Annotated in this window: 15 protein-coding genes; 1 reads left to right on the top strand and 14 read right to left on the bottom strand. The window is 71.7% G+C overall.

What is annotated here, in order from left to right:
• Window positions 1-41 precede the first annotated feature (41 nt).
• Complete coding sequence (locus ACWCPF_RS13470; RefSeq protein WP_451045133.1) at window positions 42-2,117, bottom strand: alpha-galactosidase; 2,076 nt, start codon at window positions 2,115-2,117, stop codon at window positions 42-44.
• A gap of 288 nt (window positions 2,118-2,405) precedes the next feature.
• On the opposite strand from ACWCPF_RS13470, the gene ACWCPF_RS13465 reads away from it, so the two are divergent.
• On the top strand, window positions 2,406-3,203 hold the full coding sequence (locus ACWCPF_RS13465; RefSeq protein ID WP_451045132.1) for a tyrosine-protein phosphatase: 798 nt from the start codon (window positions 2,406-2,408) through the stop codon (window positions 3,201-3,203).
• A gap of 61 nt (window positions 3,204-3,264) precedes the next feature.
• On the opposite strand, the gene ACWCPF_RS13460 is transcribed toward ACWCPF_RS13465, so the two are convergent.
• The 13 genes from ACWCPF_RS13460 to hpnC form a co-directional block, all read right to left on the bottom strand.
• Window positions 3,265-3,387, bottom strand: coding sequence for a DUF6126 family protein (locus tag ACWCPF_RS13460; RefSeq protein ID WP_451045131.1), 123 nt, complete (start codon window positions 3,385-3,387; stop codon window positions 3,265-3,267).
• Entirely contained in the window at window positions 3,384-3,995 is a 612-nt protein-coding gene (locus tag ACWCPF_RS13455; protein WP_451045130.1) for a helix-turn-helix domain-containing protein, read from the bottom strand. Before ACWCPF_RS13455 ends, ACWCPF_RS13460 begins: the two co-directional genes overlap by 4 nt.
• An 86-nt stretch (window positions 3,996-4,081) precedes the next feature.
• Complete coding sequence (locus ACWCPF_RS13450; protein ID WP_451045129.1) at window positions 4,082-5,467, bottom strand: aspartate aminotransferase family protein; 1,386 nt, start codon at window positions 5,465-5,467, stop codon at window positions 4,082-4,084.
• The gene (gene dxs / locus ACWCPF_RS13445; protein WP_451045128.1) at window positions 5,464-7,353 is read right to left on the bottom strand and encodes a 1-deoxy-D-xylulose-5-phosphate synthase; all 1,890 of its coding nucleotides are present in this window, start codon (window positions 7,351-7,353) and stop codon (window positions 5,464-5,466) included. The genes ACWCPF_RS13450 and dxs overlap by 4 nt, the downstream gene beginning before the upstream one ends.
• A gap of 26 nt (window positions 7,354-7,379) precedes the next feature.
• Window positions 7,380-8,537 (bottom strand): flavodoxin-dependent (E)-4-hydroxy-3-methylbut-2-enyl-diphosphate synthase, encoded by a 1,158-nt coding sequence (gene ispG / locus ACWCPF_RS13440; RefSeq protein ID WP_451045127.1) that lies wholly within the window; start codon window positions 8,535-8,537, stop codon window positions 7,380-7,382.
• Between the two features lie 5 nt (window positions 8,538-8,542).
• Window positions 8,543-9,565 (bottom strand): adenosyl-hopene transferase HpnH, encoded by a 1,023-nt coding sequence (gene hpnH, locus ACWCPF_RS13435; RefSeq protein WP_451045126.1) that lies wholly within the window; start codon window positions 9,563-9,565, stop codon window positions 8,543-8,545.
• Between the two features lie 5 nt (window positions 9,566-9,570).
• Entirely contained in the window at window positions 9,571-10,212 is a 642-nt protein-coding gene (locus ACWCPF_RS13430; protein WP_451045125.1) for a phosphorylase family protein, read from the bottom strand.
• Entirely contained in the window at window positions 10,212-12,233 is a 2,022-nt protein-coding gene (gene shc, locus ACWCPF_RS13425; protein WP_451045124.1) for a squalene--hopene cyclase, read from the bottom strand. Before shc ends, ACWCPF_RS13430 begins: the two co-directional genes overlap by 1 nt.
• A gap of 119 nt (window positions 12,234-12,352) precedes the next feature.
• Window positions 12,353-13,492 (bottom strand): polyprenyl synthetase family protein, encoded by a 1,140-nt coding sequence (locus ACWCPF_RS13420; protein ID WP_451045123.1) that lies wholly within the window; start codon window positions 13,490-13,492, stop codon window positions 12,353-12,355.
• On the bottom strand, window positions 13,492-14,913 hold the full coding sequence (gene hpnE / locus ACWCPF_RS13415; protein WP_451045122.1) for a hydroxysqualene dehydroxylase HpnE: 1,422 nt from the start codon (window positions 14,911-14,913) through the stop codon (window positions 13,492-13,494). Before hpnE ends, ACWCPF_RS13420 begins: the two co-directional genes overlap by 1 nt.
• The gene (locus tag ACWCPF_RS13410; RefSeq protein WP_451045121.1) at window positions 14,910-15,062 is read right to left on the bottom strand and encodes a DUF6380 family protein; all 153 of its coding nucleotides are present in this window, start codon (window positions 15,060-15,062) and stop codon (window positions 14,910-14,912) included. The genes hpnE and ACWCPF_RS13410 overlap by 4 nt, the downstream gene beginning before the upstream one ends.
• Complete coding sequence (gene hpnD / locus ACWCPF_RS13405; RefSeq protein ID WP_451045120.1) at window positions 15,062-16,012, bottom strand: presqualene diphosphate synthase HpnD; 951 nt, start codon at window positions 16,010-16,012, stop codon at window positions 15,062-15,064. Before hpnD ends, ACWCPF_RS13410 begins: the two co-directional genes overlap by 1 nt.
• Window positions 16,009-16,920, bottom strand: a complete 912-nt coding sequence (hpnC, locus tag ACWCPF_RS13400) for a squalene synthase HpnC (protein WP_451045119.1) — start codon at window positions 16,918-16,920, stop codon at window positions 16,009-16,011. The genes hpnD and hpnC overlap by 4 nt, the downstream gene beginning before the upstream one ends.
• Window positions 16,921-17,085 lie beyond the last annotated feature (165 nt).

Genomic DNA, 17,085 nt, shown 5'->3' with positions numbered 1-17,085 from the left:
CAGAGCGAGTTGGAATTAAGGATCCATTTCGGACAGAAAGCTCAGATGCGACGGAGTCGGATAACCGTCGCATCAAGGTCACCCTTGAGCCCGGTGCGCAGCCCGTGGTGCAGCAGCACCGCACCCCGGTGAACTTCGCCCGTTTCACGGCATTCATACGACTGTGTCGGGTCGAGTCCGCGCAGCCGGAGCGCCGGCACGGGCTCCCCGTACCGCTGGGCCTGGAGCCAGGCGAGGACGACGCTCTCGTCTCCGCGCACATACTGGACGGCGCTCAGCCCGCCCGCCGGGGGACGCAGTCGGTAGAGGTCGCCGTGCTGCACGAGCGGGCGGATCTCCTTGTAGAGGTCCACCCACTCCCGCGCCTCCTCGATCTCCTCCTCGCTCCACTGCGAGAGGTCGCCGCCGACGCCGAGCACCCCGGCCATGGCGCTGACGAACCGGAAGCGCAGCGAGCTGACCCGGCCGTTGAGCTGGGCGTTGGGGCTGTCGGTGACCCATGCGGCCATGACCCGGGCGGGGTGGAGCTGGCTGAAGCCGTGCTGGATGTCGAGCCGGTCGAGCGGGTCGGTGTTGTCGGAGGTCCACACCTGGTCGGTACGGCTCATGATCCCGAGGTCGATGCGTCCGCCGCCGCCCGAGCAGGACTCGAAGGCGACGCCCGGGTGGGCGGCCCGCAGTCGGTCCAGGAGGCCGTACAGGGCGCGCACATGGTCGACCCAGAGGCGCTGCGGGTAGGGGTCGTCCGGCCAGCCGGCGTCGGTGAAGCAGCGGTTGAAGTCCCACTTGACGTAGTCGACGGGGGCGCTGGAGAGCAGCCCGTGGAGCTGCTCCCAGAGGTACTCCTGAACGTCCTCGCGCGCGAGGTTGAGCACAAGCTGATTGCGGAACTCCGTCCGCTTTCGTCCCGGTTGGAACTGCACCCAGTCGGGGTGGGCCCGGTACAGCTCGCTGTCGGGGTTGACCATCTCGGGCTCGACCCAGATGCCGAACTGCATGCCGAGGGCGTGCACCTGGTCCGCGAGGGGCTTCAGGCCGTTCGGGAAGCGGTCGGGGTTGGGCCGCCAGTCGCCGAGCCCGGCGTGGTCGCCGGTGCGCGCCCCGAACCAGCCGTCGTCGACGACGAACAGCTCGACCCCGATCGCCGCGGCGCGCCGGGCCAGGGTCGCCTGCTGCTCCTCGGAGATGTCGAAGTAGGTGGCCTCCCAGGAGTTGAACAGCACCGGCCGGTCCTGCTCGGCGTCCGGGATCACGTACGCGCGCTGGTAGGCGTGCCAGGCGCGGCTCGCGCCGCCGAAGCCGGCGTCGCTCCACAGGCCGGCGAAGACGGGGGTGGTGAAGGACTCGCCGGTCGCCAGCCGCAGCAGGCCCGAGTCGTCGTAGCCGGCGCCGCCGGTGATCTGCACGCGCGCGTCGGGGAGTTGCGCGACGGCGATCCGCCAGGAGCCCGACCAGCCGAGGGCACAGCCGTAGACCTCGCCGCGCTCCTCGGTCGCGTCGGTGTCCAGCGCGACCCAGGGCAGATGCTGGTGGCCGGTGTGGCCGCGGCGGCTGCCGATGACCTTCTCACCGTAGGTGAGGGGGGAGCGGGTGAGCCGCGACTCGGCGGCCCAGCGGCCGTGCAGCTGCGAGAGCCGCCAGTCGTCGCGCTCGGGCAGGGTCCAGACGGCGGAGTCGGCGCGCAGCAGCTCCAGCGGCGGCTCGCCGTCGTTGCGCAGGGTCGTCCAGCGTTCGACGACGTCGCCGCGCATCCGGTAGTGCAGGGTGACGGTGAGCCCGGCGTCCCGGAAGCGCAGCCTGAGCTCGTCGCCGTCGCTCTCGTGGGCCTCGAAGGTCCACTCGGTGCCGCGCCGCTCGTCGGTGCGCACGGACAGGGCGGGCCGCACGAAGCGGGGGCCGCCCTCGACCGGGTACTCCTCGCGGCCGTCGAGCGGGGACTCGAAGGACGCCCCGCGCTGCGGCGGCGGCAGCTGGGCGAGCGCCTCGGCGTCCGCGAGCGCGATGCCCGGACCCCAGTGCAGATGGATCAGCTCGTCGGCCTCGGTGAGATGGAGGGCGTAGCTGCTCGTCGGCCCCGAAAGGAGCCAGGTACGGCCATTGTCGGCGATCTCGGGCATCAAACCCCCACTAATTCGAACAGGTGCGATCAAGCACCAACATCATCGATTGCCGTCGGCCCCCCGGGCAACTCTCGGCCGCCGAGAGTCCGCCCACTCCGCCGGGAGCCGGCCGGGAGTCCGCGGAGCGTCCGCCGGGTCCACGGGACAAGGCTTCACCTGGGCGGACGTCCGGTCGGCCGGCCTGTGGACAACCCGTTGCCCGGGGAATCCATGTCGTATCGTCCTAGGAGGTGTCCCGTCGGCCACCCGAGCCGCGCCGACGGAGACCGACAGGAAGGGGCACCCGTGACGCAGCAGATCCCGTCGACCGAGCCCGAGCTGGCCGGCGTGCGCAACTTCCGGGACGTGGGCGGTCTGCCGACCGTCGACGGCCGGCGCGTACGGCACGGCGTCCTGTTCCGCAGCGGGCATCTCGCGCACGCGACCGACGACGACGCCGCGTTCCTCTCCGGCCTCGGCCTGCACACGATCTTCGACTTCCGCAACGCCGCGGACCAGAAGCTGGAGGGCCCGGACGTCGCACTGCCGGGCGTGCGCAATGTGAACCTGCCCCTGTCGGACCCGGCGGACGGCGCCGAGTTCTGGAAGATGGTCCGGGACGGACACCTCGACCAGCTGCGCGAGATCCTCGCCGACGGCAAGGCCGCGGGCCGGATGATCGCCTCGTACCGCAGGATCGTCAAGGAGCGCACGGCCGAGCACGCGCGCGTGCTGGACTCGCTCGCCGAGGACAGCGTCCCGGCCCTGATGCACTGCGCGGCGGGCAAGGACCGCGCGGGCCTGTCCATCGCGGTGACGCTGCTCGCCCTGGGCGTGGAGCGCGAGGCGATCGTCGCCGACTATCTGGAGTCCAACGCCAAGCACCGCCGCTACAAGGTGCGGCGCAGCGCCGGCTCCGACGAGGCCTACTCCCCCGAGGTCATGGAACTGCTCAGCCCCCTGTTCGAGGCCCGCGCGGAGTACCTCACCGCGGCCTTCGACACCATGGAGGAGACCTGGGGCAGTGTCGACGCCTACCTGGAGCAGGGCCTCGGGCTCTCCCCCGAGACCCGCGAGCGGCTGCGGGAGCGACTGCTCGACTGAGCCGACCGGCCGACCGGCCGACCGACCGGCCGGCCGGATCCTCGTCGGCCTGCTGGTCGGCCTACTGGTTGGCGCCCGCCTCGAACAGCAGCCAGAGGAACGCCGCGAAGAGATGCCCGACCGCGATGTAGATGATCAGGCGGATCCAGAGGGCGCGCGGGAACTTGTCCTCGAGGTTGCTCATGACGTCACTCCGGTCCGGGACGGGTCGGGGCCCAGGCACAGGGTGGCCGTGGGGCTCTGCAGCAGGGTGTGCACGAAGAGGAGCTCGACGCCGTCGGCGTCCTGCGCGGCGAGGCGGTGCGGGGTCAGCGAGTCGAAGTGCGCGCTGTCCCCGGGCCCGAGCAGGTCGGCGGTGTCGCCGAGGCGCAGCCGCAGCCGCCCCCGCAGGACGTGCAGCCACTCCTCGCCGGGATGCACGCGCACGATGTCGCCCTGGGAGCCGTACGGCACATGGACGCGCAGGGCCTGCATCCCGCGCCCGGAGGCGCCGGCCTGCCAGTAGGTCCAGCCGCCCGCGTGGGTCGGCTCCATGGCGTCGGCGCGTACGATGGCGTCCCGGTCGGCGACGGTCTCGCCGAGCAGCTCCGAGACGGTCGTACCGTAGATGCGGGCGAGCGCGAGCAGCATCGGCAGCGAGGGCTGCCGCTGCCCGGTCTCCAGCCGGGACAGGTGCGCGGGCGACAGCCCGGCGACGGAGGCCGCGGCCTCCAGGGTGAGGGCGGCCCGGCGGCGCAGGGCGCGCAGCTGAGGGGCGACGACGGGAAGCGCCTCCGGTTCGGGCGAGTTCATGCCCTCATTGGACGCCGAAATTGCCTCTGCGGCAAATCTCTTGCCCCAGAGGCAAAATCCGCGGCCGGGCGGCGGCGCGGGCGCCGTCAGCGGTTGGCGACCGCCTGCTTGACCAGCGTCTTGCTGAAGTCCCACATCAGGCCGCCGCCGCTGTGCGCGTCGTCCATCACGGCCGTGAAGGCGTCGACGAACCGGTCGACCTCCCGCTCGCCGATGATCAACGGCGGGATCAGCTTGATCACCTCCAGGTGGTCGCCGGAGACCTGGGTGAGGATCCGGTGCCGTTGCAGCAGCGGTACGACCACCATCTGCGCGAACAGTCCCTTGCGGGCCGCCTGCAGCATGGTCCAACGGCTGCGCAGCTTCAGCGACCTGGGCCGGCCGAACTCGATGCCGATCATCAGGCCCCGGCCGCGGACGTCGGCCAGCAGCTCGTACTCGTCGGTCAGGGCGGCGAGCCGGGACCTGAGCAGTTCGCCGGTGGCGCGGGCGTTCGCGACGATCTGCTCGTTCTCCATGACGGACAGCACGGCGAGCCCGGCCGCCATGGCCTGGGCGTTGGAGCCGAAGCTCGCCGAGTGCACCAGCACCCGGTCCATCGACGAGTAGACCTTCTTGAAGATCCAGTCCTTGCCGAGGGTGGCCCCGACCGGCACATATCCCCCGGACAGCGCCTTGGCCACGCACACCAGGTCCGGTTCGACGCCGTCCTCGTGCTGGTAGGCGTAGAAGTCACCGGTGCGGCCGAGCCCGGTCTGGACCTCGTCGACGACGAGCAGCGCCTTGTGCCGGTGCAGCAGTTCCTGCGCGGCCCGCAGATAGCCGGGCGGCGCCTCCAGCACCCCCTTGCCCTGGATCGGCTCGACGATCAGGGCGGCGACGTCCCCCTTCTTCAACTCCCGGGCCAGGGCGTCGAGATCGCCGAGAGGGACGGCCGTGTCGGGCAGCAGGGGCGCGAACCCGTCCCGGAAGCCGGACTCGCCGTTGACCGACAGCGAACCCGTGGTGAGCCCGTGGAAGGCGTGGTCGCAGTACAGGACCCTCGGCCTGCCGGTGGCGTACCGGGCGAACTTCAGCGCGGTCTCCACGGCCTCGGTGCCGCTGTTGCCGAAGAACACCCGGTCCAAGTGCGGGCTGTGCGCGAGCAGCTTCTCGGCCAGCAGCCCGGGCAGCGGCTGGCAGTCGAAGCGGGTGAGGTCGGCGAGGGAGGCGTCGAGGACGTCGTGCAGCGCCTTGCGGACCACGGGGTGGTGGCGGCCCAGGCCCATCACCCCGAACCCGGCGAGCATGTCCAGGTAGTCGTCGCCGTCCGCGTCCCAGAAGTAGGCGCCCTCGCCGCGTTCGTAGACCTTGTCGAAGCCGATGGTGTGCAGCATGCGCGGCAGTTGGTGGTTGAGGTGTCTGGCGTGCAGCTCGTAGCGCTCGGCTCCGCGCTCGGCGAGGAGCGCGCCGAGGTCGAACTCCGTGGTCATTCCGCTTTCTCCTTGACGTCCTTGACGGCCAGGCTCGCGCCGATCCGGCCGGCGATCTCGACCGGCGTGAGGCCGATGTCGGCGAGCACCTCGGCGCGCTTGGCGTGCGCGAGGAACTGCTCCGGGATGCCGAACCGCCGTACGGGCACGTCGACTTCGGCGTCGCCCAGGGCCAGCGCGACCGCCGATCCGACGCCGGCGGCCCGGCTGTTGTCCTCGACCACGGCCACCAGAGCGTGCTCGGCGGCGAGGCCGGGCAGGGCGGGGTCGACGGGTTTGACCCAGCGGGGGTCGACGACCGTGCAGCCGATGCCCCGGGCGGCCAGCAGCTCGGCGGCCTGCAGACAGACCGGCGCCATCACGCCGACGGCCACCAGCAGCACGTCCGCCCGCTCTCCCCGGTGCAGCACGTCCATGCCGCCGACCCGGCCGACGGCCGGCACCTCCGGTCCGACCGACTCCTTCGGGAAGCGGACCAGGGTCGGCGCGTCGTCCACCGCGACGGCCTCGCGCAGTTGGGCGCGCAACTGCTCGGCGTCGCGCGGGGCGGCGATCCTGAGCCCTGGCACGACCTGGAGGACGGACAGGTCCCACATGCCGTTGTGGGACGCGCCGTCGACGCCGGTGACCCCGGCCCGGTCCAGCACGAACGTGACCCCGCAGCGGTGCAGGGCCACGTCCATCAGCAGCTGGTCGAAGGCGCGGTTGAGGAACGTGGCGTAGACGGCGACGACCGGGTGCAGGCCGCCGGTGGCCAGTCCCGCCGCGCTGACGGCCGCGTGCTGCTCGGCTATGCCGACGTCCCACACGCGGTCCGGGAAGCGTTCGGCGAACCTGCCGAGCCCCACCGGGTGCAGCATCGCGGCGGTGATCGCCACGACGTCGTCGCGTTCCTCGCCGATCGCCACGATCTCGTCGCCGAAGACGGACGTCCAGGACGGCCCGCCGGCCGGGCTGAGCGGCGCGCAGGTGAGGGGGTCCATCGCGCCGACGGTGTGGAAGTGGTCCTCCTCGTGCGCGAGGGCGGGCTCGTAGCCGCGCCCCTTCTCGGTCAGGCAGTGCACCAGCACCGGCCCGTGGAAGCGCTTGGCCCGGCGCAGCGCGGACTCGACGGCCTTGACGTCGTGGCCGTCGATCGGGCCGACGTACTTCAGGCCGAGGTCCTCGAACATGCCCTGCGGGGCGAACGCGTCCTTGAAGCCCTTCTTCGCGCCGTGCAGCGACTCGTACACGGTGTGGCCGACGACCGGGGTGCGCAGCAGTACGTCCTTCCCCCAGGCGAGCACCTTCTCGTAGCCGTCGGTGGTGCGCAGGGTCGCCAGGTGGTTGGCGAGGCCGCCGATGGTGGGCGCGTAGGAGCGCTCGTTGTCGTTGACGACGATGATCAGCGGCCGGTCCTTGGCGGCCGCGATGTTGTTCAGCGCCTCCCAGGCCATGCCCCCGGTGAGCGCGCCGTCGCCGATGACGGCGACCACATGGCCCTTCTCGCCGAGCACCTGGCGGGCCTTGGCGAGGCCGTCGGCCCAGCCGAGCGCGGTGGACGCGTGGCTGTTCTCGATGACGTCGTGCTCGGACTCCTCGCGGGAGGGATAGCCGGACAGGCCGCCCTTGCCGCGCAGCTTGGAGAAGTCCTGACGCCCTGTCAGGAGCTTGTGCACATAGCTCTGGTGGCCGGTGTCCCACAGGATGCGGTCGAGCGGCGACTCGAAGACCCGGTGGAGGGCGAGGCTCAGTTCCACCACGCCCAGGTTGGGCCCCAGATGCCCGCCGGTCCTGGCGACCGCGTGCACCAGGAACTCCCTTATCTCTTCGGACAGTTCGCCGAGCTCCGGCTCGGACAGCGCCTTCAGGTCGCGTGGTTGCCGGATGTTCTCCAGGATCGTCACGTCGGGCCCCCTTAGGTCCGTGCTGTTCAACTCACGGTGACGGCCGGCTCCCCCGCCGTGACGCCGTCCTGTTCCATCTGCTCGGCGATCTTCATCGCCTCTTCGATCAGGGTCTCCACGATCTTCGACTCGGGGACGGTCTTGACGACCTCGCCCTTCACGAAGATCTGCCCCTTGCCGTTGCCGGAGGCGACCCCCAGATCGGCCTCGCGCGCCTCGCCGGGGCCGTTGACCACACACCCCATGACGGCGACCCGCAACGGGACCTCCATGCCTTCCAGGCCGGCCGTGACCTCGTCGGCCAGCTTGTAGACGTCCACCTGGGCCCGCCCGCAGGACGGACAGGAGACGATCTCCAGCCGCCGTTCCTTGAGGTTCAGGGACTGCAGGATCTGGATGCCGACCTTGACCTCTTCCACCGGCGGCGCGGACAGCGACACCCGGATGGTGTCGCCGATGCCCTGCGAGAGCAGCGCGCCGAAGGCCACCGCCGACTTGATCGTGCCCTGGAACGCGGGGCCGGCCTCCGTGACGCCCAGGTGCAGCGGGTAGTCGCACTGGGCGGCGAGCTGGCGGTAGGCCTCGATCATCACGACCGGGTCGTTGTGCTTGACGGAGATCTTGATGTCCCGGAAGCCGTGCTCCTCGAAGAGCGACGCCTCCCACAGCGCGCTCTCCACCAGGGCTTCCGGCGTCGCCTTGCCGTACTTCTGCAGCAGCCGCCGGTCCAACGAGCCCGCGTTCACCCCGATCCGGATCGGGGTGCCGTGGTCCTTCGCCGCACGGGCGATCTCCCGCACCTTGTCGTCGAACTGCTTGATGTTGCCGGGATTCACCCGGACCGCCGCACAGCCCGCCTCGATCGCCGCGAACACGTACTTGGGCTGGAAGTGGATGTCGGCGATCACCGGGATCTGCGACTTGCGGGCGATGGTCGCCAGGGCGTCCGCGTCGTCCTGGGTGGGACAGGCGACGCGGACGATCTGGCAGCCGGAGGCGGTGAGTTCCGCGATCTGCTGCAGGGTCGCGCCGATGTCCGACGTACGCGTCGTCGTCATCGACTGCACCGACACCGGGGCGCCGCCCCCGACCGCCACCGGACCGACCTGGATGCGCCGCGACTCGCGTCGCGACGCCACCGGCCGCAGCGGCATCCCGGGGACGCCCAGGGAGACTGCGGTCACGGCCGTCACTCCCGGTTTCCGCTGATGGTCTCCCGCATGGCCCGCAGGGACTCCTTGAGCGAGCCCATGGTGGCGAGGACGGCGGTGGGCTCATAGCCGCAGTGCGCCATGCAGTTGGCGCAGCGCGGGTCCTTGCCACGGCCGTACTTGTCCCAGTCGGTGTCCTCGATCAGCTCCCGGTACGTCGGCACATACCCGTCGCTCATCAGGTAGCAGGGGCGCTGCCAGCCGAAGAGCGAGTAGTTCGGGATCGCCCAGGCGGTGCACGGGAAGTCGACCTTGCCCTCCAGGAAGTCCAGGAAGAGCGGGGAGTGGTTGAGCCGCCACTTGCGCCGATTGCCGCCCGCGAAGGCCTTCTTGAACAGCTCGCGGGTCTGCTCCACGCCCAGGAAGTGCTCCTGGTCGGGCGCCTTCTCGTAGGCGTAGGCGGGCGAGATCATCATCTCGTCGACCTTGAGGTCGTCGTTGAGGAAGTTGAGGACCTCGATGATGGTCTGCGGGGTGTCGGTGTTGAAGAAGGTCGAGTTGGTGGTGACCCGGAAGCCGCGCCGCTTGGCCTCCTTGATCGCCTCCACGGCCTCGTCGAACACGCCCTCCTTGGCCACCGACTCGTCGTGCCGCTCGCGCAGCCCGTCGATGTGCACGGCGAACGCGAAGTACGGGGACGGAGTGAACTTCTCCATCTTCTTGCGCAGCAGCATGGCGTTGGTGCAGAGGAAGACGTACTTGCGCTTCGCCACCAACTGCCGGACGATCTCGTCGATCTGAGGGTGCATCAGGGGCTCACCGCCCGCGATGGACACCATCGGCGCACCGGACTCCAGCACCGCGCCCACGGCCTGGGCGACCGGCATGCGCTGCTTGAGCACCCCGGCCGGGTGCTGGATCTTGCCGCAGCCCTCGCACTTGAGGTTGCAGGCGAAGAGGGGTTCCAGTTCGACGATGAGCGGGAACTTGTCCCGCTTGCGGAGCTTCTGTTCGGCCAGATATGTAGCGACCTTGATGGACTGGCGCAGCGGCATGGCCATGTGGCTCACCTCCGGGGGAGCAGAACATTACGGTGCCATTCGAAAAAAGCAGGCAGGACGGAACGAAGAACATGGAAAGCCGATATTCCACCGCGCACCGTGCCGATCCGGACGAGTTCATGTTCTGGAGCGTCCACGACCACCCGGACGGCCGCAACCGGGCGCAGTTCGGTGCGCACGGCGCTCAGGAGCGTGGCCGCGGACTCCATGTCGACCGCGATTGCGCCGGTCGCGAGCAGGTCCGCCCGCTCAGCGCCGCGCACGACGTGGTCGGAGCCGGTCAGGGGCCCGGTGTGGACGGTCCGTCCGGGCAGGGTGCGCACGAGCTCCTTGACGAGCAGTTCGGTGCCGACGCAGGGGACACTGCCGCGCGGGTCGCGGGTCTCCTCGGCGACGACCAGGTCGCCGGGGTGCATGCCGGGGGCGAGCCCGGCGCAGAACCCGGTGGCCAGCACGGCCGCACCGGCCAGCACCGGGTCGGCCAGGACCCCGGTGACGGAGCGCTCCGCCGCCTTCGGTCCCATGCCCGTCCGCAGGACGGTGACCGGCCCGTCCGCCCCGCTGCGGTCGCCCATGCGCAGGGCGAGCTGCTCGATGCCGAGCGCGCAGGCGATCAGCAGCGGGGCCGGGACGGGCTGTGTGCTCATCAGCTCCCCTTGGCCTCGGCGGAAGCCGCGTGCGATGCGGGCTTCTTGGTGAACGGTTCCCCGTGCACATACCGGCCGAGCGCGGTCAGCGGGAAGACCTGCCGGTAGAGGTGGTAGTTGATCGAGAAGTCCCACGGGAAGCCGGTGCCGGTGAAGTAGGGCTCGTCCCAGGAGCCGTCCTCCCGCTGGGTCTGCGCCAGCCATGCGATGCCCCGCTCGACGGTCTTGGAGTCCTGCTCGCCGGCCGCCAGCAGCGCCATGAGCGCCCAGGCCGTCTGGGAGGCCGTCGAGGCGCCGCGGGCGCTGAAGCGGGCGGCGTCCTGGTAGGAGCGCAGGTCCTCGCCCCAGCCGCCGTCGTCGTTCTGCATCCGCTCCAGCCAGCCGACGGCCGCCCTGATCGCGGGGTGCCGGGCGGGCAGGCCGGCCGCGACGAGGGCCGGCACCACCGAGCCGGTGCCGTAGACGTAGTTGACGCCCCAGCGCCCGAACCACGAGCCGTCCGGCTCCTGTTCGGCCAGCAGCCACTCGATGCCGCGCCGGGTGCGCGGATCGTGCGAGAGGCCCTCGACCGCCAGCATCTCCACGACGTGCGCGGTGACGTCGGCCGAGGGCGGGTCGATGACCTCGCCGAAGTCGCAGAACGGCAGCCGGTTGGGGAACGGGCTGGTGTTGTCGACGTCGAAGGCGCCCCACCCGCCGTTCCTGGACTGCATCCCGAGGTTCCAGCGCACCCCGCGCGCGATGGCCCGCTCCATCCGCTCCGGGTCGTGGTGCTCGACCCGGCGCAGCGCGAGGACCACCTCGGCGGTGTCGTCGATGTCGGGGTAGTTGTCGTTGTGGAACTCGAACGCCCAGCCGCCGGGCGGCAGTCCGGGCCGGCGCACCGACCAGTCGCCGGGGCGCACGACCTGCTCGCCGAGCATCCAGTCGGCGGCCTTGACCAGTTGCGGATGGTCGGCGGGGAGCCCCGCGTCGGCGAGCGCGATGGTCGCCAGGCAGGTGTCCCACACCGGCGACTGGCAGGCCTCGATCATCCGGGCGCCGTCCTCGCGCCGCACGGCGTACCGGTCGAGGGACTCCAGCCCGGCCCGCATCACCGGGTGCTGAAGGTCGTAGCCGAGCAGATGCAGGGCGATCACCGAGTACACGGCGGGCGGCTGGATCCCGCCCCAGCAGCCGTCGTTCTCCTGGCGCTCGATGATCCAGCGGGCGGCGGAGTTCAGGGCCGCCTTGCGCAGCCGGCGCACCGCGACCGACCGGTAGCCGCGCACCACCTTGTCGAGCCGCTGGAAGAGCCCGTCCCAGGTGTTCACCGGCGCGAGCGGCCTGGGCGGATTGGGGTGCGCGGGGTCGGTGTGCAGCTCGTCGAGCGGGAACGGCGCCGGGCGCACCGGGCGCTTCGCCGACACGACGGTGAGCGGCACGATCGTCTGGCGGGCCCAGCAGCCGAAGTTGTAGATGCTGAGCGGGAACCAGCGGGGGAAGTACAGGAGTTCCGGCGGGAGTTCGGGCAGGTCCTCCCACTTCCACCAGCCGAACAGGGCCAGCCAGATCCGGGTGAAGACCCGGGCGCCGGCGATGCCTCCCCGGTCGCGGATCCAGGCGGCGGCCTTCTCCATGTGCGGGGCGTCGGGGGCGTCGCCGTCCAGGCGGAGGGCGACGTACGCCTCGATGGTGGCGGAGAGGTCGGGCGGGCCGCCGTAGAAGGTGGCCCAGGTGCCGTCCTCGCGCTGCTCGCCGCGGACGAAGAGGGCGGTGGCCCGGGTGGTCTCCTCGTCCCGGATGCCCAGGAACTGGCGCAGCAGCAGGTCCTCGGCGTCCATGGTGACGTTCGTCTCGAGGTCGCCCTTCCACCAGCCTTCGGCGTCCTGTCGGGCGAGCAGGAAGTCGGTGGCGCGTTGCATGGCGCGGGCGGCGGCTTCTTGTACCCCGGCCGCCACGGGGATGGTGATGTCGGTTTCGCTGGCCGCGGCAGCGCGGGGCGGCAGTGCCCCGGTGCTTCCGTCGGTCGTCGCTGTCATGGCTTCCCCTTCGTGCAGTGTGCATGGCGTTGCGTCTGCTGTGGGTCCGCCGTCGGCCGGTGCCGTCTCTCCTCGCACACCGGCCGGCGACTACGCGAGGGCTATTCGACCGATAGTGATCATCTCTTTCGTACGACGACGAAGTCGGCGAGCGCCGTGAACTCGGCCCGCACCTGCTCGGGCATGTCGACGGCGTTCAGGGCGTCGAGGGCGACGGTGTGCTGGCGGCGGGCCTCCTCGGCGGTCCACTCACGGCCGCCCGCCGCCTCGATCAGCGCGGCGCGGGCCGCGAACTCCTCCTCGGAGAAGGTGTCGAAGTCGCTGCTCTTGGCGTCCGCGGCGAGCATCTCGCCGAGCCGTTCGGAGGCGGAGCCGCCCGCCGCGAGCGCGGCCACCACGGGCAGGGACTTCTTGCGCTGGCGCAGGTCGCTCCAGGTCTGCTTGCCGGTGGCGACCGGGTCGCCCCAGATGCCGAGGAGGTCGTCGACGGCCTGGAAGGCCAGGCCGAGGTGGTAGCCGTACTTCTCCAGCGCGTCGGCGGCGGCCTCGTCCGCGCCGCCGAGCACGGCGCCGATGGAGCTGGCGCAGGCCAGCAGGGCGCCGGTCTTGTTGCCCTCCATCTCCAGGCACTCCTCGACGCTGACGCGGTCGCGGTGCTCGTAGGAGATGTCCTGGGCCTGGCCGTCGATGAGGGCGCGGGTGGCGGTGGTCAGGCGCCGGGTCGCGCGGCCCGCCTCGACCGTGCCGAGTTCGAGGAGGATCTCGTTGGCGAGGGCGAACAGGGCGTCGCCGACCAGGATGGCCTGGGCGGGGCCGTGCACCTTCCAGACGGTGTCGCGGTGCCGGCGCTGCTCGTCGCCGTCCATCAGGTCGTCGTGCAGGAGCGAGAAGTTGTGCACCAGTTCCACGGCGACCGCGCCGGGGATGCCGACCTCGGGGGCGGCGCCGGCGACCTCGGCGGAGAGCACGGCGAGCGCCGGGCGCACCGCCTTGCCGCCGTCGCCGTCCGTCGGCCTGCCCTGGGCGTCGATCCAGCCGAAGTGGTAGGCGGCGACCGTGTCCATGGGCGGCGCCAGACGGTCGACCGCCGCCCGCAGCACCGGTGTGGCCAGGGTGCGGCCGCGCTCCAGGAGCGCGGTCACGTCCACCGCCGTCCTCCGAGCGGCCGGCATGGCCGGGGGCACAGTGGGCACAGTTTCTCCTCTTGTTGCGGTACCGGAGGGGGTGCGGGGGTGTGCCGAGCCGTGCTGATCGAGCATCACGCCGCCTCCTCGAATGCGAAGAGTCGGCTGGGTCGGGGCCGGCCGAGGGCGCTCAGCGCGGCGTCGGCCGCACTCACGCCGCTGCGGACCGCACTCTCCATGGTCGCGGGCCACCCCGTGGCGGTCCACGCTCCGGCCAGGTACAGGCCGGGGGCTTTGGTGCGGGCGCCGGGCCGCAGACGCCCGACGCCGGGAGCGGGCGCGAACGTCGCCGTGCGCTCCCGGGTCACGAAGAAGTCCCGCACCTCGGCGCCGCGGGTGCCCGGCAGCAGCCTCTCCAGCTCGGGCAGGTAGCGCTCGCGCAGTTCGGCGACGGGTGTGTCGATCTCGTCCTGCGCGGCGGACTGGGACAGCGCGAGGTACTGGCCGCTGCGCAGCCCGGAGGCGTGGGTGCGGTCGAAGACCCACTGCACGGGGGTGCCGAGGGCCGCGAAGAAGGGCTTGTCGAGCACCTTGCGGTCGTAGACGACATGGACGTTGAGGATGGGCGCGACGCCGATCTCCAGCAGCCGCGGCGCGTCGTCCAGGGCCCCGTCGGGGAGCAGGTCGTAGGTCTCGCGCTGGGGCACGGCGAGCACGACCGTGTCGGCGCGGAGCGTCTCGCCGGGAACCTGAACGCGCCAAGTCCCGTTTCCGTCAGTAGAGATGGAGGTGACGCGTGAACGGACCTCGGTGCGCACGCCCGCGGAGTCGAGCGCCTTGCGGGCGAGCCGGTCGTGCAGTTCGCCCAGCGGGACATGCGCCCAGCCGATGTCGGCGGCGCCCGGGTCGGACAGCAGACCGGTCTTGAACACCATCGCGGCGAGAGCGAGCGAGGAGTCGCCCGCGACCGCGTTGAGGGTGGCGACCCCCACCAGGTCCCACAGGGCTTCGACGGCGCGCGCCGACTGGCCGTGCGCGGTCAGCCAGCTGCCGAAGTCGGTTGCGTCCAGGGCCGGATCGGCGAGGTCGAGCCCCTTGAGCGCGAGCGCGGCCCGGCCCACCCTGGCGCGTTCGGCGAGGGAGAGATGCGGATAGGCGGCGAGGCTGCGCCCCAGATGCAGGGGCACGGGCAGCGGGTCGCGCCGCAGTCTGCCGAGCCGGCGCCCCGCGGGTTTGGCGAGGTCGACGACGGGCACGTCGAGCCGCTTCTGCAGCGGCGCCAGCGCGGCGCCCTCGATCCGGTCGAGGAACCAGCGGTAGGCGGTGCAGCAGCGCAGGTAGACGTGCTGTCCGTTGTCGACGGTGAGTTCGCCGCGCTGAAAGGAGAAGGCCAGGCCGCCCAGCCGGGGCCGGCCTTCGAGCAGCGTCACGCGGACGCCCGCGTCCGCGAGCGCGAGCGCGGCGGTCACGCCGGCGAGCCCGCCCCCGACGACGACCGCGCTTCGTCCTGCGGGACCGGACGCCCCCTCGGCGTCCGCGAGCTGCTCGTCGTTCATCGTGCACCCTCCCGTGCGGGCCGGCCATGGTGCTTGAACTCTGCACCGCTGGCCGTCGCAGTCAGGGACGCCGCGCCGCACCGGAGGGTTGCGCGCCGCTTTTCGCCGGTGGAATCACCTTGGCCCAGTTTGTCGCCCGACGCGTCCATCAGGGGTGCCTCCTGACGGTCCGCCGTGACACATGCCGGGCGTCCAGCCCCGACAGGCCGCGCACGGCGACATAGGCCTTCTCCCGGCCGGGCAGCGAGACCCGGCCGCGCAGCACCGCCTCGGGGTCGCGCTCGATGCGGTCGAGGAGCCGGCGGTAGATGCCGGCCATGGCGGCGACACAGGCGCCGCTGCGCCGGTCGAGCAGGGGGAGCAGCCGGTAGCCCTCGGCGAACAGGGTGCGGGCCCGGCGCACCTCGAAGTGGACGAGGCCCGCGAAGTCGGAGCCCTCCGGCGGCTTCGGTCCGTCGAACCCGGCCGAGCAGCCGAACTTGGCGAGGTCGTCGGCGGGCAGATAGGTCCGGCCGCCCGCCGCGTCCTCGCGGACGTCTCTGAGGATGTTCGTGAGCTGGAGCGCGAGCCCGAGGGTGTCGGCGTACTCCGGCGCGCGCTCGACGCCGCGCGCCCCGGGCTCGGCGCCGAACACCCCGAGCGAGAGCCGCCCGATGGCGCCCGCCACACAGCGGCAGTACGCCTTCAGGTCGTCCCAGGTCTCGTAGGTCTCGCCGCGCACGTCCATCAGCACGCCGTCGATCAGCTCGTCCAGCCCGCCCAGCGGGACCGGGAAGACCCGGGCCGTGTGCGCGAGGGCGACCGCGACGGGGTCGGTGTCGTCCTCCTCGACCTCGCCCGCGCGCAGCCGGGTGAGCAGCGCGCGGGTGTCCTCGAGCCTGGCGATCTTGACGTCGGCGTCCAGCGCGCCGTCGCCGATGTCGTCGACGCGGCGCGAGAGCGCGTACAGGGCCGACATCGCGCGGCGCTTGGGCGTGGGCAGCAGTCTGATGCCGTACGCGAAGTTACGCGCCTGCTGTCCGGTGACGGCCTCGCAGTAGCCGTAGGCGGCGAGTACCGGTGCGGACACGTGCGGTGACGACTCCACGGTCCGGATCACCCCTCTCCTCGCAGGGTCACGCCCACCTCGCGCAGCAACTTCAGCTTGCCGGGCTTGGGCGGGCCGGGAAGTACGTCGTATTCGGCGGCGGCGATCGCGTCGATCGCCGCCCGTCCCCCCGCCACGAACCCGGCGAGCAGCAGCCTCAGCCTGCCGTGGACGCTACCCACCAGGGGGGCGCCTTCATTCAGGAGATCGCGGGCGCGTTGCGCTTCGTACGCGACCAGCGCGCGCACCGACGCGCCCGCGGTTCCCGTGGCGAGATCGGCTTCCTGGACGTGGAAGCGCTTCATGTCCGCGGCGGGCAGATAGACGCGGTCCCGGCCGAGGTCCTCGGTCACGTCCTGCAGATGTTCGACGATCTGCAGTGCGGTGCAGATCGCGTCGGAGAGCCGGATCCGCTCGGGGGTCGAGGTGCCGGTCACGGCGAGGACGAGGCGGCCGACGGGGTTGGCCGACAGTTCGCAGTAGGCGAGCAGGTCGTCGTAGGTCTCGTAGCGGGTGACGAGCTGGTCCTGCCGGTTGGCGGCGATCAGGCCGAGGAAGGGCTCGGGGGTGAGCGCGTGACGGCGCACGGTCGGCTGGAGGCGGCGCAGCAGGGGGTGGCGGGGGGTGCCGTCGAACACGCCGAAGACCCGGTTCAGATCGGCCTCGAAGGCGTCCAGCAGCACCAGGCGGTCCTCGGCCTCGGCGGCCGACACACCGAGCAGAGCGGCGTCGGCGCCGCCGGGCGCCAGGTCGCCGTCGCCGATGTCGTCGACGAGCCGGGCGAAGCCGTAGACGGCCGTCAAGTCGTCGCGCCAGGCCCTGGGCAGGAAGAACGGGGCCACGGGGAAGTTCTCGTGTGCGGCCTTGTCCAGCGTGCCGCGTTCCGGGTCGCCGGTGCGGGGTGCGGCCGGCGCCGTCATCGTCGACCGCCCGGGGCGGGGACGGCGCGGCCTGCGTCGAGCTGGGGAGTTTCCGTAGCCATTGCCGTCACATCTCCCGTTCTACACTGCGGACCTAATACGCACTATTTCGGACACGCCGCCCGGCGGCCCGCGCGGCGGCCCGGACCATGGGTGTCGCGCATT

It is taken from the genome of Streptomyces sp. NPDC001858 (assembly GCF_053594615.1).
This window is presented reverse-complemented; position numbering and strand designations above follow the sequence as displayed.